17 protein-coding genes are annotated in these 20494 nt (G+C 33.3%); 10 read left to right on the top strand and 7 right to left on the bottom strand.

Annotation, left to right across the window (positions count from 1 at the left end):
* Positions 1–27: 27 nt before the first annotated feature.
* Entirely contained in the window at positions 28–1089 is a 1062-nt protein-coding gene (locus LPC20_RS10325; protein ID WP_229325118.1) for a DUF3810 domain-containing protein, read from the bottom strand.
* A 101-nt stretch (positions 1090–1190) separates the two neighbouring features.
* Here LPC20_RS10325 and LPC20_RS10320 point away from each other — a divergent pair, with 101 nt between their 5' ends.
* Entirely contained in the window at positions 1191–2654 is a 1464-nt protein-coding gene (locus LPC20_RS10320; RefSeq protein ID WP_229325116.1) for an aminoacyl-histidine dipeptidase, read from the top strand.
* Positions 2655–2904: 250 nt separating this feature from the next.
* On the opposite strand, the gene LPC20_RS10315 is transcribed toward LPC20_RS10320, so the two are convergent.
* The 3 genes from LPC20_RS10315 to LPC20_RS10305 form a co-directional block, all read right to left on the bottom strand.
* On the bottom strand, positions 2905–3672 hold the full coding sequence (locus LPC20_RS10315) for a carboxypeptidase-like regulatory domain-containing protein (protein ID WP_229325114.1): 768 nt from the start codon (positions 3670–3672) through the stop codon (positions 2905–2907).
* Positions 3673–3758: 86 nt separating this feature from the next.
* Positions 3759–5654 carry a DEAD/DEAH box helicase gene (locus tag LPC20_RS10310; protein ID WP_229325112.1) on the bottom strand — a complete coding sequence of 632 codons (1896 nt, stop codon included), beginning with the start codon at positions 5652–5654 and terminating at the stop codon, positions 3759–3761.
* A 199-nt stretch (positions 5655–5853) separates the two neighbouring features.
* The gene (locus tag LPC20_RS10305; protein WP_229325110.1) at positions 5854–6423 is read right to left on the bottom strand and encodes a non-canonical purine NTP diphosphatase; all 570 of its coding nucleotides are present in this window, start codon (positions 6421–6423) and stop codon (positions 5854–5856) included.
* A gap of 262 nt (positions 6424–6685) precedes the next feature.
* Here LPC20_RS10305 and capB point away from each other — a divergent pair, with 262 nt between their 5' ends.
* The gene (gene capB / locus LPC20_RS10300; RefSeq protein ID WP_229325108.1) at positions 6686–7948 is read left to right on the top strand and encodes a cysteate-C-fatty acyltransferase; all 1263 of its coding nucleotides are present in this window, start codon (positions 6686–6688) and stop codon (positions 7946–7948) included.
* Positions 7949–8010: 62 nt separating this feature from the next.
* Here the strand turns inward: capB and LPC20_RS10295 are convergent, their stop codons facing one another.
* Both LPC20_RS10295 and LPC20_RS10290 read right to left on the bottom strand, forming a co-directional pair.
* The gene (locus LPC20_RS10295) at positions 8011–9129 is read right to left on the bottom strand and encodes a GTP cyclohydrolase (protein ID WP_229325106.1); all 1119 of its coding nucleotides are present in this window, start codon (positions 9127–9129) and stop codon (positions 8011–8013) included.
* Positions 9130–9139: 10 nt separating this feature from the next.
* Positions 9140–10093: a transporter gene (locus tag LPC20_RS10290; RefSeq protein ID WP_229325104.1), complete on the bottom strand. Its 954-nt coding sequence runs from the start codon at positions 10091–10093 to the stop codon at positions 9140–9142.
* Between the two features lie 135 nt (positions 10094–10228).
* On the opposite strand from LPC20_RS10290, the gene LPC20_RS10285 reads away from it, so the two are divergent.
* The 7 genes from LPC20_RS10285 to LPC20_RS10255 all read left to right on the top strand — a co-directional run bounded on the left by LPC20_RS10285 (position 10229) and on the right by LPC20_RS10255 (position 16816).
* On the top strand, positions 10229–10510 hold the full coding sequence (locus tag LPC20_RS10285; protein WP_229325102.1) for a DUF4834 family protein: 282 nt from the start codon (positions 10229–10231) through the stop codon (positions 10508–10510).
* A 46-nt stretch (positions 10511–10556) separates the two neighbouring features.
* Positions 10557–12971 (top strand): YfhO family protein, encoded by a 2415-nt coding sequence (locus LPC20_RS10280; protein ID WP_420827827.1) that lies wholly within the window; start codon positions 10557–10559, stop codon positions 12969–12971.
* Positions 12972–13010: 39 nt separating this feature from the next.
* On the top strand, positions 13011–13169 hold the full coding sequence (locus LPC20_RS10275) for a hypothetical protein (RefSeq protein ID WP_229325098.1): 159 nt from the start codon (positions 13011–13013) through the stop codon (positions 13167–13169).
* Between the two features lie 3 nt (positions 13170–13172).
* Entirely contained in the window at positions 13173–13637 is a 465-nt protein-coding gene (locus LPC20_RS10270) for a hypothetical protein (protein ID WP_229325096.1), read from the top strand.
* 4 nt (positions 13638–13641) lie between these two features.
* Positions 13642–14937, top strand: coding sequence for a glycosyltransferase family 4 protein (locus tag LPC20_RS10265; protein ID WP_229325094.1), 1296 nt, complete (start codon positions 13642–13644; stop codon positions 14935–14937).
* Positions 14938–14952: 15 nt separating this feature from the next.
* Entirely contained in the window at positions 14953–16416 is a 1464-nt protein-coding gene (locus LPC20_RS10260) for a lipopolysaccharide biosynthesis protein (RefSeq protein WP_229325092.1), read from the top strand.
* Between the two features lie 106 nt (positions 16417–16522).
* On the top strand, positions 16523–16816 hold the full coding sequence (locus LPC20_RS10255) for a hypothetical protein (RefSeq protein ID WP_229325090.1): 294 nt from the start codon (positions 16523–16525) through the stop codon (positions 16814–16816).
* A 9-nt stretch (positions 16817–16825) separates the two neighbouring features.
* On the opposite strand, the gene uvrA is transcribed toward LPC20_RS10255, so the two are convergent.
* Positions 16826–19609, bottom strand: a complete 2784-nt coding sequence (uvrA, locus tag LPC20_RS10250) for an excinuclease ABC subunit UvrA (protein WP_229325088.1) — start codon at positions 19607–19609, stop codon at positions 16826–16828.
* Positions 19610–19887: 278 nt separating this feature from the next.
* Here uvrA and LPC20_RS10245 point away from each other — a divergent pair, with 278 nt between their 5' ends.
* Positions 19888–20472, top strand: coding sequence for a sigma-70 family RNA polymerase sigma factor (locus tag LPC20_RS10245; protein WP_229325087.1), 585 nt, complete (start codon positions 19888–19890; stop codon positions 20470–20472).
* Positions 20473–20494: the final 22 nt, after the last annotated feature.

Genomic DNA, 20494 nt, shown 5'->3' with positions numbered 1-20494 from the left:
CTGCTAATTTGTGAAATTAGTGTTTATCTAAAGAGGCTTGTTTTTGTAATAATTGACCATTAAGTTGACAAATTTACTATAACCTTCCATACCGTCTTTTTGTTGATTCCATTTTAAGAAAGTATCATAAAATAAATGGAATCCTGTTTCGATAGGAGTTTCATAGGCTTTCCAAAAGTCATCACTCTCTTCATAATTTTTCAAAATTCCTGGGTGAACGGTTTGCAATAATTGTTTGTAAACAGTTTTATTTCGCATTTGCCAATTCGCTAGACAATACCGCAAAGCAAAGCTGTAACCGGAGTATTTAAAATACAAATCCTTGTTTTTTACCGAAGCCATAAAACCAATGAAATTGCATTCACTTTCGCTAGCATATCCCATTTGGTGTGCCATTTCGTGACAACTTGTAGTAGGCGAGTGGTACATCGGTAGTAAGTAGTTCACTTGGGCTTCATTGGTAAACGGATTCAAATAGCCGCCAAAACCCATATAAGTAAGTGGTAAACTAAAGAGTGATTGTTTCCCACTTAATACAGAATACTGAAAAAAAGAATATTGAGTAGCTACATTTTTATATCCTTCTGTATTCATTTGAAACACTTTTTCTTGTGAATAGGGAAATGCGATTTTTGTGTTTTTGTTTTGTGTTAACTGAAACTGAACCGCATTCGTTTTAGCAATTAATTTTTTGGTAAAAACCAATAAATCAGCATCAGTATAGTCCCGTTCAATTTTCATTTTCTCAAAAAGAGGTTGGCGGTAATAATTAAAACCCCACAGCAAATGAAATGCAAAATAAATCAAGGAAAAACAACTTACTATTTTTAGTATATTATTTTTCCAATCGGTCTTCCAAGACTTTCGATTGGTCCAAACCCATTGTATTCCGAATACTATCAATAGAAAATAGAGAACGTCTCCAACTGAAAACGGAATATTTCCGAAGAGGATTCGCAATGATTTGGATATGAAAGGATAACAACCGTTACTATAAAACCGTTCCACTTCATCTGGAAAATATCCTAGAAATGGAATCAGTATGATTTGTATCAAAAGTAAAAATGGAAGTAGTTTTTGGCGTTTCACAAAATGTATTTTTGAGATGTAAATATAATCACAATATCAATTCATAACGATATTAAACTTTGTAACTTTGATCCTTTGATATTTAAAATAGAATACATTATATGAGCCAAGAAATACGCAATTTAGAACCTAAAGTACTTTGGAATCAGTTTGCCAATTTGAATGCCGTACCTCGACCTTCTAAGAAAGAAGAACGAGTTATTGCCTTTATGAAAGATTTTGGAAACCAATTGGGACTAGAAACTTTTGAAGACGAGATTCGCAATGTAATAATACGAAAGCCAGCAACACCTGGAATGGAAAACAGAAAACCAGTTGTGCTACAGGGGCATTTGGATATGGTACACCAAAAAAATGCAGATACGGTCTTTGATTTTGATACTCAAGGAATCGATATGTATGTAGATGGAGATTGGGTTCGTGCTCGTGGGACTACTTTAGGTGCAGATAATGGACTAGGAGTTGCTGCTATTATGGCAATTTTAGAAAGTAAAGACATACCACATCCAGCTATTGAAGCTTTATTTACTATCGACGAAGAAACTGGAATGACGGGCGCTTTGAACTTAAAAGGTGGAATTTTACAAGGACAAATCCTTTTAAATTTAGATACCGAAGAAGACGATGAAATTGATATTGGATGTGCGGGTGGAATTGATGTGACTGCGACTGCTGAATATGATGAAGAAGCAACTCCAGAAGGTTCTGTTGGATACACCATTACTGTTAAAGGCTTGAACGGAGGTCATTCAGGAATGGATATTCATAAAGGATTGGGGAATGCTAATAAAATTATGAATCGCTTGTTATTTGACGGCTTTGATAATTTCGGATTACAAATTGCTTCCATTCAAGGAGGAAGTTTACGCAATGCTATTCCGCGCGAGAGTGTGGCAAAAGTTATTATTGCTGAAGTATACGATGAAGCGTTTGTGTTTGATATGCAACAAATCGTAAACGAAATCAAATCGGAATTGAAAAGTACCGAGCCAAATTTAGAGATTGTTTTCGAAAAAATGGAAACAGTTCCAGTCAAAGTGATGCCATCTATAGCTCAGTTTTATTTTGTTCGTGCTATGTATACCGCTCTTAATGGTGTATACCGCATGAGTGCTGATTTTGATGGGTTAGTTGAAACTTCAAATAATATTGCAAAAGTTGTATTGGGTAACGGACAACTGTTAGTACAATGTTTAACACGTTCCTCAGTAGAATCGGCTAAAATGGATTTGGCAAATGGGTTGCGTTCAGCTTTCGAATTAATGGGTTGCGAAGTGGAATTTTCAGGTTCGTATCCAGGTTGGACTCCAAACGCTAAATCAGAAATTTTAGATGTTCTGACTTCTATTTATGAAAAACAGAATAATGAAAAAGCAAAAGTAGTGGCTTGTCATGCTGGTTTAGAGTGTGGTATTCTAGGCGCTAATTACCCTGAAATGGATATGATTTCTTTTGGACCTACGATTCACGGTGCACATTCGCCAGACGAAAGAGCAAGTATTTCTTCGTCTCAAAAATTTTGGAAATTTTTAGTGGAGATATTAGCTTCTATCCCTTTGAAATAGTAATTTATTTTTAAAATAAAAAAGCCTCATCTGTTTTAAAGATGAGGCTTTTTGTTATTACTTAGTCTCTTTTAGGATTGTTTTTCTTTTCTCTTTTTTCCTCTTTTTTTTCTTTAGCTGTTTTTAGAGGTTCTTTTTTTGCTGTTTTTTTAGCATCTTGACTTTTTGCCATTTTCGATTATATTTAATTTAAATATTATTATTTATAAATATACGATATCTAAACTATGTGAGATGTAAAAAGCAGTAATTATTTCTTTTTCAAAACTTTATATTCCTCATAACAACCACTTATAGCATCCAAAATTTGTAAGTCGTTAGCTGATTGAATAAATGATTCGGAATAGTTGCAACGTTTCAATATTTCGCTAATTTCTTTGGTGTCTATTCCCAATAGCGCAGTAACGGTTTCTCTGTCGTATTTGGATTCTAAGAGTTTTCGAACAGTATCATCTTTCTTCATTTCTTTCAGTTTTTTGAGCTCTTTAGGCTTTTTACCGAAGAAATTATATAACATATCCGCGGGATTAAAAATAGATCCCATTACGCGTCCAAAAGCGTTAGGAGAGTATTCACCCGCTTCATAGCCTTGGGTTAAACCCGAAATACTATAACGGAAATTTTCTTTGGTTGGAATCAATTTAGAATCTACTTCCAAATAACCAGTTAAGTTGAACGGTCTTATGATAACCTCTTCTAAAGCAATTGCTTTTTCAGTCAACTGAATTCGGGTACTTTTGTTCTTGATCCAGTCATTTGTAACTCTAACTCGAAGGGGTTGGAATCCCAAAATGGTAAAATGTAAAGTATCATTTACATGAACATTTATTTCAAAACGACCATTTCCATCTGTAGTTGTCCCCCTAACTTTATTAAGGTTAATAATATTAACATTAGATAGTGGCTGGTTTGTATTGTCATTTACAACAATTCCTGATACTTTTTCGGAAATTTCTACTTCTTGAGCAACTAGATTTGTTGTAAGTAGTATAAAAAAGAAAACTACAAAATATTTCATAAACTGGTTTAAGACTTTAAAAGTAATAAATCAGTCGGGAATATTTTGTAGTTTTTCTATAATTATAAGAAAATTAACAAAAGCGGTTAGTCTCTTCTTGGTCTTCTTGGTCTAGGTGAGTCGCCAAAGCTTTCAGAACGTCTTGGCGCTCTTTCAGAAACTCCACCTTCTCTTCCTTCACCTCTTCTTGGAGCAAAACCACTTCTTTCACTTCTGAAACCACCTTCTCTAGGAGCTGAATTTCTGTCGCTTCTAAATCCGCCTTCACGTCTTGGTGCAAAGCTTCCTTCTCTTCTTGGAGCTGAACTTCTTCCGCCAAATCCACCACCAGAATTTCTGCCATTATGATCACGTCTTCCGCCACCATCATTTTTAGAAATTTCTACGTTGATTCGTCTTCCGTTTAAGTCGTATCCATTAAGTACTTCCATAACTTTATCTGTATGTTCAGCATCAGTGTTAAAGAAAGAGAAACCTTCTTTTACATCTACTTTAAATACATCGTCACGCCCTAATTCTAAAGTTTCTTTCAAGAAGTCTTTCAATTGCATCCAATCGAAATCGTCTCTTGAACCAATGTTTACAAAATAACGAGTTGCTCCGCCATTGTTGTTTTCTCTTGGCGCTCCGTCTCTTTCTCTTCGGTCTGAACCTGAAGATTGAGAAGAAAGGTCTCTGTTTTTCTTGTAATAGTTGATGAAACGGTTGAATTCAACCGATACCATTTTCTTGATTAATTCTTCTTTAGATAATCCTTCTAACACTTCGTTGATAGCTGGAAGATAGTTGTCAATTTCGTGATCTACTTCAGTATCTTTGATTTTATTAGCTAAGTGTAGCAATTGGATTTCGCAGATTTCAATTCCAGAAGGTATTGTTTTCTCTTGAAATTTTTGTTGAATAATTCTTTCGATTGAAGAAATCTTACGAATTTCACTTTTAGTTACAATAACGATAGAAGTTCCTAATTTACCTGCACGTCCAGTACGACCTGAACGGTGGTTGTAGGTTTCGATCTCATCAGGTAATTGATAGTTGACTACATGAGTAATATTATCAACGTCAATTCCACGAGCAGCAACATCAGTTGCAACTAACATTTGAATTTGACGTCCTCTAAATGATTTCATTACACCATCACGTTGCGCTTGAGATAAATCTCCGTGCAAAGCAGCTGCGCTGTAACCATCTTCGATTAATTTTTCGGCAACAGCTTGAGTATCACGTTTTGTTCTACAAAAAACTACTGAAAAAATGTCTGGATTAGCATCCGCTAAACGTTTCAATGCTTCGTAACGATCACGTGCATTTACTAAATAGTATTCGTGAGAAACAGTAGCTGAACCTGAGTTTTTTGAACCTACAGTTACTTCAGCTGGATCGTGCATAAATTTCTTAGCAATACGTGCTACTTCAGCAGGCATTGTTGCAGAGAATAACCAAGTGTTTTTCTCGTCTGGAGTATCGGATAAAATCGATACGATGTCTTCATAAAAGCCCATGTTCAACATCTCATCTGCTTCGTCAAGAATACAGAAATTGATGTTTTTAATGTTGACAAGACCTCTGTTGATCATGTCTTGCATTCTACCTGGAGTTGCCACAATAATTTGTGCTCCACGTTTAATTTCTCGGGCTTGTTCTGTAATGCTTGCACCACCATAAACTGCCACTGTATGTAAACCTTTTACGTATTTTGAGTATTGTTTAATCTCGTTGGTGATTTGTAAGCATAGCTCACGCGTTGGTGATAAAATTAACGCTTGTGTACTTCTATCTTCAGCATCAATTTTTTGAATAAGTGGAAAACCAAAAGCTGCTGTTTTCCCTGTTCCTGTTTGTGCTAAAGCTACTAAGTCTGTGTTTTGTTCCAATAGTACTGGAATCGCTTTTTCTTGCACTTCTGATGGATTCTCAAATCCTAGATCTTTGATCGCAAGCAGTAGCGACTCATTCAGACCTAATTGTTCAAATTTGTTCATATATTATTTTAAATTAGCTCCGCTCTGTTCGGCTAAAAGAGCCTTCGAGTGGGCTGCAAAGGTAGGTTTAAAAAACGATATAAACTAATTTGTTATTTTTTGATTATCAATAAGTTAAATGTTTTTGATTTTGATTTTTTACTCGTAAAGTTGTAGGAAGTGATTTGTTCAAGAATAAAATGAATAAAAACCGCTCGATTTATTTCAGAAAATCGATTAATTTTTTTACTGCAATTCCTCGGTGGCTGATTCTTGCCTTTTCTTCTAGGCTTAACTCCGCAAAGGTTTTTTGATAGCCATCAGCTACAAAAATGGGATCGTATCCAAATCCGTTATTTCCGATACGTTCTTCAATAATTTGACCATTTATAATACCCGTAAATAAATGCTGCTCTCCTTTGAGATTCAAACAAATTACGGTTTTGAAATTGGCTTTTTTATTTTTGACGTCCTTTAAATTAGCTAATAGTTTGTCACTATTGTTCTCGTCATTTTTAGGTTCGCCTGCATATCGTGCCGAAAAAACTCCGGGTTCACCGTTTAAAGCATCGACTTCTAAACCAGAATCGTCTGCAAAACAATCGTAACCGTATTTTTGAGTGACATAATTGGCTTTTAAAATCGCATTTCCTTCGATTGTGTCTGCTGTTTCTGGAATGTCTTCGGTACAACCAATGTCTTCCAAGCTTAAAATCTTAATGGAGTCTGGAAGTAATAACTGGATTTCTTTGATTTTATTTTTATTGTTGGAAGCGAAAACGAGTTTCATGTGAGTAATGGTTAAATTAGAAGTCAAAGATATTGATTTTAGACGTGTAATAAGCAATTGAATTATGTTTTAGAACGAAATCTCTAGCCCAGATAGAAGTGAAAATCCTTGTTCAAATGAGAGGTTTTAGCTCGAATAGAAAAAGATTGTAACGGATAGCTGGAAATCGCTCCATAAAATAAATAGCCAATCAATTCTTTTATAAATTTTAAATAATTATTTTTGCTGCTCGTTAAAAAAATAAACTATTTCAATATATATCATGGTAAAAGATTTATTCGAAAGAATTCAAACTAATAAAGGACCATTAGGAAAATGGGCTTCACAAGCAGAAGGTTATTTTGTTTTTCCAAAATTAGAGGGAGAATTGGGACCAAGAATGAAATTTCAAGGAAAAGATATTTTGAACTGGAGTTTGAATGACTATTTAGGTCTTGCCAATCATCCAGAAGTACGAAAAGCAGATGCTGATGCAGCTATTGAATACGGAGCAGCTTACCCTATGGGAGCTCGTATGATGAGCGGTCACACTAAATACCACGAACAATTAGAGCAAGAATTAGCTGCTTTTGTAATGAAAGAATCGGCTTATTTATTGAATTTTGGATACCAAGGAATTATGTCTACTATTGATGCTTTGGTTACCAGAAATGATGTAATTGTATATGATGTAGATGCTCACGCTTGTATTATTGATGGCGTTCGTTTGCATAGTGGAAAACGTTTTACATACCGTCACAATGATGTGGAGAGTATGGAGAAAAACTTGCAGCGCGCGACTAAAATTGCTGAGGAAACTGGAGGAGGAATTTTATTCATTACTGAAGGGGTTTTCGGAATGCGTGGTCAACAAGGTAAGTTGAAAGAAGTTGCTGCATTGAAAAAGAAATACAATTTCCGTTTATTAGTTGACGATGCACACGGTTTTGGTACACTTGGAAAAACAGGAGCTGGAGCAGGTGAGGAGCAAGGTGTTCAAGACGAGATTGATGTGTACTTTTCAACTTTTGCAAAATCAATGGCTAACATTGGGGCTTTTGTAGCTGCAGACAAAGAAGTTATTGATTATTTAAAATACAATTTACGTTCGCAAATGTTTGCCAAAGCCTTACCAATGATTCAAACTATTGGTTCATTGAAGCGTTTGGAATTATTGCGTCAATCTTCTGAAATTAAAGATAAATTGTGGGTTAATGTGAATGCATTACAAAATGGTTTAAAAGAAAAAGGATTCAATATTGGTGATACAAATACTTGTATTACCCCAGTGTATTTGGAAGGATCGATTCCAGAAGCGATGGTGATGGTGAACGATTTGAGAGAGAATTACGGAATTTTCTTGTCGATTGTAGTGTATCCTGTTATTCCAAAAGGAATTATTTTATTGCGTATGATACCAACTGCTTCGCACACTTTGGCTGATATTGATGAAACTTTGTCAGCTTTTGAAGCGATTCGTGAGAAATTAGTAAACGGAACATATAAGCAAATTGCTGAGCAAACTAAAGTAGATTTAGATGCTTAATTTATAGACTGACTTCAATAAAAAAATCCATTCGAAAGAATGGATTTTTTTATGGATTACGTTTACAATTCTTTTCGAAATGTTTTTCTGCGACAAATGATTTTTGGGTCGAAGTTTTTCCAAAGCAAATGAATCGCATGATTGTCTGCCAATTCAGGTGTACGGATGCAATTTTGAATTCCTTTTTCGGTAAATGTCGTATGGTATTCTTTGAAAATAATCGCGTGTACTCCTTTGTTTTGGTATTCAGGATGAACTCCTATTAAATAAAAAGTCACGTCTTTACTATTGTTTCTTGCGTTTAGCAAATGTAAGAAACCAAAGGGGAACAATTTTCCTTTTGCTTTTTGCAATGCTTTTGAAAAACTAGGCATCACGATAGCAAATGCTACTAAATTGCCATCTTTATCCTCCACAAATTTGATATATTCAGGATTGATAAAGCTGATGTATTTTTTCTTGAAATATTCTTTTTGAATATCAGATATAGCCACAAATGAAGATAGACTAGCATAGGATGCATTGAATAAATCAAACATTTTATCTACATAAGGCAATACTTCTTTGGTTTTCTTGAAATTGACTGCTTTGAGTTGGTAACGTCTTTTGATAAGTTCTTGCGCTTTGTCAAAATACTCTAATTTAACGTTTTCAAAAGGGAATTTGTTTTCCAAATATTCTTTTTCGGTAACATATCCCAATTGCTCAAAATGACTAGCATAATACGGATGGTTGTACCAGGTAATCATAGTGCCAATTTCTTCAAATCCTTCAGTTAGCACACCAACTTTATCTAGATTAGAGAAACCCATAGGCCCTTCCACGTATTCTAAACTGTTTTTTCGGCCTAATTCGTAGACTTTATCTAATAAAGCTTTGGTTACTTCCACATCATCAATTACGTCAAACCAGCCAAAACGAACTTTCTTTTTTTGTTGGTTATTGACTTCTTCCCAATTGATGATAGCGGCAATTCTTCCAACAATTGTATTTTGGCGGTAGGCCAAATAAAAATACGCTTCTGCATTTTCAAAAGCTGGATTTTTAGTTTTGTCAAAAGTTTCTAACTCGTCAGCAATGATGGGTGGAACCCAATATTGATTGTCTTTGTATAAGGAAAAAGGGAATTTAATGTAATCAGTTAATTCACTTTTGGTAACCGCTTCTTTAATTTGAATCATAATTTTGAATCTAGAAAATCAAGAATTTCTTTTTCTTTTTGCCATTTTTGGCACCTTTCTGAGCTTTTAAAATATTTGGATCTTCTTCAATTGGAGTTTTAATTTCTTTGTAATTACCATCATAACGGTATGAAAAACCCAATCCACCATATAAAATAGCGGGTGTGTTTTTAATACTTCCACTTGCACTTGCGTCAATTTGAAAATCGTCAGAAATTAAATAAGCTAATCCAGCTCTTGCAATAGTATCACTGTAAAAATCACTTATATATCCTTGATTTTCAACAAATCCGGACCATTTCTCATTGAGTCCTTTGGTCAAAGTTACTACATAGCCATAACTTGGAAATTCAGTGCCAATATAGTCAGCAATAGTATTGGTTACCAATACCCAACTTCCATCTCCAAAGTGGTTTTGAGTGATTAAAATTACCTTTGGCGAAATGCTCGCGTTGGGTGAAAAGTGATACGGATTATTTGCAGAAGTTATATTGGCTCCAGCAAATACAGAAACTGCTGGTATTAATTGTTTCCATTTGAAAGATTTATCTACCTTCCAGCTGTATACGTTAATTTTAGTTTCTACACTTTTAAACGGATCATATAATAGGTATTTTGCTCCAAAGCTACTTTGTCTTAAGGCGCTTTGTTGTTGTTTAATAAATCTTGATTCATACAATTGATCTTGGTATTGAATATCTGCTAAAAATTCTAGCTTTTCTTTAAATAACCCATAGCGTATCGTTAAATCAACACCATAACCATTTGCTACATAATTAAGTAAATGATGTTTTTGTGCTATTCCATAAGCTCCAGACTCTACCTGGATTACTGTTTTTCCTACTGAAAATGCAGACATTGATTCTCCAGGTCTATTTGAATTTATTTGATCAGTATATTGCGCATTAACAGTTAATGAAACCATTAAAATAAATAGCACCAATATTGGTTTGGATTTAAACATAATTTACTTTCTTGAATTATTAAATAAATTGATATCTCAAAAGTACTATATTTTATTATTAATTTAAGATTGATATTTTTATTTTGTCCTTAAACTTCGGTATGAATTTATTATTTTTGGAAAAATATTTGAATTATGCAAGAAGCCTCTTTTTCTAGTTTCCTACGAACAGTTTTTTACATTATAATGTTCTATTATTTATTTAAATTTTTGGCGCGTTTATTTTTGCCTATGCTTGTGAAAAAAGCAGTAGAAAAAGCAGGTGAAAATTTTCAAAAGCAACAACAATATGCTCAAGATGCGGCTTGGAAAAAAGCGCAGCATAATGATGAAATAATTTACAAAGAAACAGTATCTAAAAATCCGCGTGAAACCAAAAAAGTGGGCGACTATGTGGATTACGAAGAAATAGAGTAAATTTGTTTTTTAAAGTTTTTATATATCCTAACTTAACCATTTCACTTTGAAAAAACTCCAATCTATATATCCTCACTTACTGGCACTAGTAGGTTTTGTTCTTGTATCATTAATTTATTTTTATCCGGTCTTACAGCGAAAGCAAATCTTTCAATCCGATATTGCCCAATATACTGGTATGGCAAAAGAGCAAATTGATTTTCGCGCAGCAACGGACACAGAACCCTATTGGACCAATTCCGCTTTTGGGGGAATGCCAACCTACCAATTAGGAGCAAAATACCCTCATGATTATATTGGTGCATTAGATGATGTTTTGCGTTTTTTACCACGACCAGCAGATTACTTATTTTTATATTTCTTAGGTTTTTATGGTTTATTATTGGTACTAAAAATTGACCCATTGAAGGCGTTTTTTGGTGCTATTGCATTTGGATTTTCGACTTACCTGATTATTATTTTAGGTGTTGGACATAATTCTAAAGCACACGCTATTGGATATATGCCGTTAGTTATTGCAGGGTTTTTAATGGTATTTCAAAAAAAATATATTTGGGGTGGTTTACTCACTTTGTTTGCTACTGCTTTGGAAATTAATGCCAACCACTTTCAGATGACCTATTATCTGTTGATTTTCTTATTACTATTAGTTGGTTATTTCACCTATCAATTTCTCAAAGAAAAAGACTTTAAAGGATTAGGATTTGCTTTTGGATCACTTGCTGTAGCTGGAATTTTTGCTATTGGAGCCAATGCTACTAATTTGTTAGCTACAACTGAATATACCAAATTCAGTACGCGAGGTAAAGGAGAATTGACCTTTAGTGCGGATGGTTCCAAATTAACTGAAAACACTGCATTATCTAGAGACTATATTACGGAATACAGTTATGGTATAGCTGAAAGTTTCAATTTAGTTGCGCCAAGACTTTTTGGAGGTTCTAATAATGAAACTTTAGGAACTGAAAGTAGCATGTACCAATTCATGATTAGTCAAGGAGTGCCGGCAACTCAAGCAGAGGATTACGTACAAGGAATGCCGACGTATTGGGGCAACCAACCCATAGTTGCTGCTCCAGCATATATTGGAGCTGTTGTTTTCTTTTTGGCTTTTTTGGCATTATTGATAGACAAAAGAAGAATAAAATATGTGTTTTTTGGAGGTGCTATGATTGCTTTAGTGCTTTCTTGGGGAAAGAATCTTCCAACAGTTACTAACTTCTTTATTGATTATATTCCTTTGTATGATAAATTTAGAGCAGTTTCCTCAATACAAGTCCTATTAGAATTGTGTTTTCCAGTATTGGCAGTAATGGGATTGCAATCTTTTTTTCAACTGGATCAAATTCAACAAAAGAAAGCCTTGTTACAATCTACTTTGTTTGGAGTAGGAGTCATGTTAATTTTATTTTTGTTTAAAGGAACTTTTAACTTTTCGGCTGCTAGTGATGACTATTTTATTAAAAACTATGGTCCTGCTTTTGTGGATGCATTGAAATCAGATAGAAAAACAATGTACAGCGCTGATTTATTACGTTCAGCTTTCTTTATTCTTATTGTAGCAGGGGCTTTATGGTTATATATCAAAAATAAATTCGCCCAAAATACTACGATCATTCTGATTGGTTTAGTAATGATTTTTGACTTATTCTTAGTAGATAAAAAATACGTCTCAGCTAAAGATTTTGTAAGTAAAAGAGAGATTGAAGTCCCTTTTCAGGCAACTCCAGTTGATTTACAAATTTTGCAAGACAGTAGTAATTATCGAGTTTTCGAAATCAATGGTAATTTATCGAGTGCAAGAGCTTCATTCTTTCATAAATCAATTGGGGGTTATCATGCGGCTAAACCAAGACGTATGCAACAACTGTTTGATTATCAAATTGCCAAAAATAATTTAGAACCTTTGAATTTTTTAAATGTAAAATATTTAATTCAAACCGATAAAGAAGGCAAAGAATTCCCAATTGCCAATCCAGAAGCGAATGGAAATGCTTGGTTTGTAAATCAAATACAATTAGTTAGTACCGCTGATGAAGAGATGAAAGCCCTAGATAAACTTGATTCTAAAAAAGTAGCGGTAATTAATTCGAAAGAATTTAAGTTTAGAAAAACCGCTTTTGTGAAAGATAGTTTGGCTTCAATAACTTTAGATTTGTATCAACCCAATCATTTGAAATACACATCCACAAATACAAGTGATGGTTTGGCAGTTTTTTCTGAAATGTATTATAATAATGGTTGGAATGCCTATGTTGACGGCAATAAAGTAGAACATCTTCGAGCTAATTATGTATTAAGAGCGCTACCAATACCTGCAGGAAAACATACAATTGAATTTAAGTTTGAACCCAAAGTTGTTAAAACCGGAAGTACTATTGCATTACTAAGCTCCATTGGAATGGTATTGTTGTTAGTAGCTGGAATTTATTTTGAGAGAAAGAAAGAAACCCAATTGTAGCAATTAATTTGTAAATTTGATTGTAAATTGATGTAAGTAATGAATGAATCAAAATTAAATCATGACCACCCTTCCAAAATGGAAGCCCGTTACATTAATGAAGTCAAAAAAATGACTCCACAGCAACGTTATGAAAAATTGATGGCAATAATTCAGCTTTCCTATATTTTAAAAAAGGCCAAACAGAAATCTATTTAATGTATGGATAGTCAAATAATAGAAATCTGGAAGTACCTCGCTTTGAATAATGTAAAGTATTTGACTATTGGAGGGTTTGCTGTAAGTATATATGGTTATGGAAGAAATACAGGCGATATAGATATATTTATTGAAGACTCAATTGAAAATAGAGTAAATTTAAGGGAAGCATTAAAACAACTTGGGATTGGCGATTTTGAAGCAATTAATACAATGCAATTTATTCCAGGCTGGACAGATATTACTTTAAATTTTAATTTACGATTGGATATTATGACCTCTGTTAAAGGTTTAGAAAATAGTTCTTTTAACCAACTTTTTGAACAAGCTTATGTTGTTGAGATTAGCGAAACACCCGTCTATTTTTTAGATTATAATAGTTTAATTAAAGCTAAGAAGGCATCAAATCGTCCAAAAGATATTTTAGATATTGAGGAATTAGAAAAAATCAATTCTAAAATCAATTAATATTTTGAAATTAAATCACAAAAAACTTTTAATCATTACCTATTATTGGCCGCCAGCAGGTGGGCCAGGGGTACAACGTTGGTTGAAGTTCGTGAAGTATTTACCAGATTTTGATGTACAACCTATAGTCTATGTACCTGAAAATCCAACTTATCCAATTATTGACCAACATTTAGAAAGTGAGGTTTCAGATAGAGCCATTATTCTAAAAAATCCAATATTTGAACCGTATCAATTGGCTTCTTTTTTATCGAAAAATAAGACCAAAAAAATCAGTTCTGGAATTATTCCGAATCAGAAAAAGCAGTCCTTTTTAGAAAAGGTTATGCTTTGGGTACGCGGTAATTTATTTATTCCTGATGCACGTGTTTTTTGGGTAAAACCTTCCGTTTCCTATTTGGAGAAATACATTCGAGAGAATGAAATTGATACTATTGTAACTTCAGGGCCACCTCATAGTTTGCACTTAATTGGATTGGAGTTAAAGCAAAAAATGAATTTAAAGTGGTTAGCTGATTTTCGTGATCCTTGGACAACGATTGGTTATCACAAATCATTACGACTGTCGGATTACGCTGCAAAAAAGCATAAAAAACTGGAGAGTCAAGTTTTAAATTCGGCAGACACCATTATTGTTACAAGTAAGACAACTAAAGCTGAGTTTCAAGCTTTAACTAATAAACCTATTGCGGTAATTACGAATGGATTTGATGTTGAGAAAGTAGAAAAGCAAACGTTAGATACCAAATTTAGTCTAGCGCACATCGGTTCCTTTTTGTCTGAACGAAATCCTAGAATTTTATGGGAATGTTTGGTTGAACTTTGTTCAGAAATACCGGAATTTAAATCGCATTTAGAAATTAAATTAATTGGTGCAGTAAGTCAAGAAGTATTGGGAACAATCTCAGCATTTGGATTGAATTCCTATTTGAATAATCTAGGATATGTTTCACATGCAGAAGCAGTTGCACATCAACGAAAATCTCAAATTTTATTGTTAATTGAAATAAATTCTGAGGATACCAAAAGTATTCTCCCTGGGAAATTGTTTGAATACCTGGTTTCAGAGCGACCTATTATAGCTATTGGTCCAAAAGACTCTGATTTTGAGGAGATTATTACGAATACTAATACAGGTGTATTTTTTGACTATTCTGAAAAAGTGAAATTAAAGAATACCATTCAAAATTATTATGACCTATTTTTGGAAGGGAAGTTGCAATCTCAAGGAGTAGGGCTTCAACAATATTCTCGAAAAAATCTAACTCAACAACTCGTTGAATTGCTTGATCAACATTAATATTCAAATTTACCTATGGGAATTGTTTTAAATCAGTCTTTGAAAAATACTATCATTACCTACATTGGTTTTGGAATTGGTGGTATTAGTACGATTTTTTTATTCCCTTCCATTTTAGGAAAAACCTATTATGGTTTATCTAATTATATTTTGTCTTGCGCTAATGTTATTATGCCCTTGTTTGCTATTGGTATGCAAAATTCGTTGGTTAAATTTTATTCGCAATGTAAAACCGAGAAAGAACAAAATCAATTTCTTTCTTTTTCAGTAATTTTTCCATTAGTATTTACAATTCCGATTTTACTTTTAGGTTTGTTTTTTTATGATGAAATTAGTTTTTTCGTTACTAAGAAAAATCCAATTGTTAAAGAGTTTATTTATTTAATTCCGTTTATTGGATTATGTATGGCCTACTTTGAAATCTTTTATGCTTGGGCAAGAGTACATATGCATTCAGTGTTTGGAAATTTTATTAAAGAAGTAGGACTGCGTTTGTTTTCACTAGTAGCTTTAGTAGGAATGTATTTTGGTTGGATTACTGCGGTTGAATTTGTTTACTTAACGGCGGGTATTTATTTTTTCGCTTTGTTAATTACTATGTTGTATGCTTTCAGGGTAAAAAAGCCTGATTTTCAACTTTCACTTCCACACAATGTCAAGGGAATCTTAGAATATACTTTTTATATCATTTTATCTGGAAGTGTAGCTAATTTACTTTTAGATGGAGATAAAATAATGTTAAACCAGTATATGGATATTGGTAACATAGCGTTTTATTCTGTTGCAACTTACATTGCCTTAGTAATTTCAGTACCAAGTCGTGCTATGCATCAAATCGTATATCCCATTACAGCAAAACTAATGCACGATAACAAATACGATGAATTAAACGATTTATACAAGAAAACATCAATCAATCTTCAAATTGTTGGTGGCTTTGTGATGCTATGTATTTTTGTTAATATTAATCAATTATATGATATGTTGCCTAAAGAATATGCTGGTGGTATTTGGATTGTTTTCATCATTGGGATATCCAAATATTTTGATTTAATTCTAGGTAACAATAATGCGATTATTTTTAATTCGAAGTACTACCGTATGGTATTGTTCCTTGGTTTAATGCTCGTTTTTTTTACGATTGTACTGAATGCGATATTTATTCCTTTATATGGAATTACGGGATCAGCAATTGCAACATTATTATCAATTACTATTTACAGTGTTGCTAAATTAATGTTTGTGGTTAAACGCATGCATTTGTATCCTTTTACCATTCAAACAGTATATTCAATTGCTATTACAGCTTTTTTGTTTGTCTTGTTTTATTTTTGGGAGTTCCCTTTTCATCCAATGATTGGAATAGTATTGAAATCATTTCTAGTTTCAATTTCTTATTTGTATTTAAATTATAGGTTTGCTATTTCAAAAGAAATAAATCAAATTATTACTAAATATGTAGTGAAAATAATTAAATAGTTCATCAAAGTGATATTTTTAGTTCAAAATCACTAAATGTTGGTATTGTAGGAATTAGTTATTAGGTTTAATTTTGTTAAACATAAACCTCAGATCCCAATATCGTATGAATAATAATTATGTAATTACTGAAAAAAGTCTTCAAGATTTTTACAACAGAATAAGTAGCCGAATTCGCTCAGGATTTATAGTCAAAGAAAAAAATGACAAGCTTCCATTTGCTATTTTAACAAGAGAACCTAAAATAGTGAATCACTCCTTTAACTTAGTTTTATGTTGCCTCACTTTTGGTTTGTGGTCCATCATTTGGATTTATCAAACCCTTTCTTATGGAAGAGAAAAACGAATCCTAATTTCTATTGACGAAGATGGTAAAACATTTGAAGAAACATGCTACTAATTATTCGTTTTATAATTTCTCTTGTAAGTAGGTTGCTGTACTAGATTTTTTCATTTTCACCAAGTCTTCAGGTGTTCCTGCACCAAGTAACTTTCCACCATTTTCACCACCCTCTGGCCCCAAATCAATTACCCAATCTGCGCATTTGATAAGGTCTAAGTTGTGTTCTATAACAATAATTGAATGTCCTTTTTCGATTAAAGCGTCGAAAGAAGCTAATAATTTTTTGATATCGTGAAAATGCAAACCAGTTGTAGGTTCGTCAAATACAAACAGCGCTTTGTCTTTAGTAGCTCCCTTAACTAAGAATGAGGCCAACTTAATTCGCTGTGCTTCACCACCAGAGAGAGTGGAAGAAGACTGTCCTAACTGAACGTATCCCAATCCAACATCTTGTAAGGGTTGTAATTTTTGATTGATTTTATTCTGATTGTATTTTGCAAAAAAGGCAATGGCATCATCAATTGTCATTGTTAAAATATCGTGGATGTTTTTGCCTTCAAAAGCCACTTCCAATACTTCTTTTTTGAAACGTTTTCCGTTACAAGTTTCACAATGCAATTGTACATCGGCCATAAAAACCATTTCTACATTAATTGTACCTTCTCCTTTACAAGTTTCACAACGACCCCCATCTACATTGAAAGAAAAATGTTTGGCTTGGTATCCTCTAACTTTAGAAAGTTTTTCTTTGGCATACAAATCCCGAATATCATCATAAGCCTTGATATAAGTCACAGGATTCGAACGCGAACTTCTTCCTATGGGATTTTGATCTACATATTCAATATGTTTGATATGCGAAAACGAACCTGTCATTTCGGTAAATTGCCCAGCTTTTTCACCAATATTATCTAGCTTCTTTTGCATTGCAGGAAACAAAATCTTTTTAACCAAAGTACTTTTGCCACTACCAGAAACACCTGTAATTACAGTTAATACGTCAAGTGGTAAAGTAACATCTATATTTTGTAAATTATTTTCACGGGCGCCTTTGATTTCGATGAAATTCTTAAAAGGTCTGCGTTTTTTGGGAACCGAAATTTCTAAATTTCCATTCAAATATTGAGAAGTTAAAGAATCCGATTGTAGAATTTCATTATACGTTCCTTGTGCTACTAAATTTCCTCCATGTGTTCCAGCTTCAGGTCCGATATCGATTATCATATCTGCAGCTTTCATTATATCTTCATCATGTTCTACCACAATTACAGTATTGCCTAAATCTCGTAACGACAACAGAACTTTAATTAGGCGTTCAGTGTCTTTAGGATGTAAACCAATACTTGGCTCATCTAATATATACATTGATCCTACCAAACTACTTCCTAGTGAAGTTGCTAAATTAATACGCTGTGATTCTCCACCAGAAAGGGTTGCTGAATTTCTATTTAGCGTTAGATAATCCAAACCAACTTCAGTTAAAAAAGACAAACGATTATTGATTTCGATTAAAAGTCGTTTGGCAATTTGTTTTTCGTATTCGTTGAGTTCGATGTTTTTAAAGAATTCAACCAAATGGCGAATAGGTAAATCGACTAAATCTGAAACAGTCTTACCATTAATTTTAACATAGGAGGCTTCAATTCGTAAACGTTTTCCTTTACAAGAATTACATTTGGTTTTTCCTCTATAACGTGACAACATCACGCGATTTTGAATCTTATAATTTTTCTCTTCTAATTCTTTAAAAAAGTCATTAAGTCCCTGAAAATATTGATTTCCTGTCCAAACTACTTCTTTTTGCTCTTCGGTCAATTCGAAAAAAGGTTTGTGGATTGGAAAGTCAAATTTGTACGCATTTTTGACTAATTCATCTCTGAACCAACTCATACTTTCGCCTCGCCAAGGAAAAATAGCATTTTCAAAAATAGAAAGACTAGTATTGGGTACAACCAATTCAGAGTCAATACCAATGATGTTTCCATAACCTTCGCATACCGGACAAGCTCCGTAAGGGTTATTAAAGCTAAACAAATGCACATTGGGTTCTAAAAAAGAAATGCCGTCTAGCTCAAAATTATTGGAATAGGTAAAACGTTTATCTGAGTTTAATTCTTGCAAATAGCATTCGCCTTTACCTTCAAAGAATGCCGTTTGAACCGCATCGGCTAATCGGTTATAAAACTCTTCTTCGTCTTTAACTACAATTCGATCAATTATAAGAAAAAGTTCTTTTTTGTTCAAACCTTTTGGTAAATCGTCTAAACGAACCATTTCGCCATCGACTAAAATTCGAGAAAAACCTTGCTGTAACAAGACGTTCAGTTTGTCTTCTAGTTTTCGGCCTTTTTCTAAATGAATAGGAGCAAGGAGTAACCATTTGCTATCTAAATCAAATTGTTTGACATCTGAAACAACATCAGTTACCGAATTTTTTTTGACTTCATTTCCAGATATTGGAGAAAAAGTTCGCCCTACACGTGCATATAATAATTTGATGTAATCGTAAATTTCCGTAGAGGTCCCAACAGTAGAACGGGCATTAGTTGTGTTAACTTTTTGTTCGATAGCAATAGCGGGTGCAATTCCTTTAATATATTCAACTTTAGGTTTGTCCAATCGACCAAGAAATTGACGTGCATAAGAAGATAAACTTTCTACATAACGACGTTGTCCTTCTGCATACAAAGTATCAAATGCTAAACTTGATTTTCCAGATCCGGAAAGCCCTGTTATTACTACTAATTTGTTTCGTGGAATAGCAACATCTACATTTTTGAGATTATGTACTTGTGCTCCTTTTATGATGATATTTTTCTTTGGATCTAGTTTGGCAATGTCAATTGGCATACGACTTTAAATTTTAACAAAAGTAAGCATTTTTCAACTTAGTAATACTACTTCCACTAGAGCTAATTAGCTATTTTTATGAGCAATAATGCAATAGTTTTCTCAGATCTAAACGCCTTCATGGAAAGCTACTTTTTAAATTATCACCTTTTATTTGGATATTCTGACAAAAATAAATTAAATTTGAAAATTAAATCATTGATAAAACAAAACGCCTATTTAACAATTTTACTTTTTAGAACATTTTTTAAAATTACAAACCCTCTAAAAGGTAAAATATGGCTATTCCCACTATTGATGATGCTGCATTGGTTAATTCCTACATTTCTGGCAATGAAGCTGCTTTAGAAACACTAATTAAAAGACACCAATCTCGAATTTTTGGTTTTATCTATTCCAAAGTTGGAGATCGAGACTTAGCTGACGACATTTTTCAAGATACATTTATTAAAGTGATTCGAACTTTGAAATCGAATGCTTACAACGAAGAAGGTAAATTTCTTCCTTGGGTGATGCGAATTGCTCACAATTTGATTGTAGATCATTTTCGTCATAATAAAAAAATGCCGTTGTATAGAGAGACCGAAGAGTTTTCTATTTTTTCAGTAATGACAGACGATTCATTAACAATAGAGAATAAGTTGATTTCAGATCAGGTTACAAAAGATTTACGTCAAATAGTAAAGGAATTACCCGATGATCAAAAAGAAGTTTTGATGATGCGTTTGTACCAAGATATGAGTTTTAAGGAAATTTCAGAAGCCACTGGAGTGAGTATTAATACCGCTTTAGGAAGAATGCGGTATGCAGTAATTAATTTGCGAAAAGTCATCGATAAACATCAAATAATTTTAACTAACTAAATACTATTTTGTAGTTTTTGTC

Source organism: Flavobacterium ammonificans, assembly GCF_020886115.1.
GTDB lineage: Bacteria > Bacteroidota > Bacteroidia > Flavobacteriales > Flavobacteriaceae > Flavobacterium > Flavobacterium ammonificans.
The sequence above is the reverse complement of the archived record's forward strand: the minus strand, read 5'-3'. Positions and strand labels throughout refer to the sequence as shown.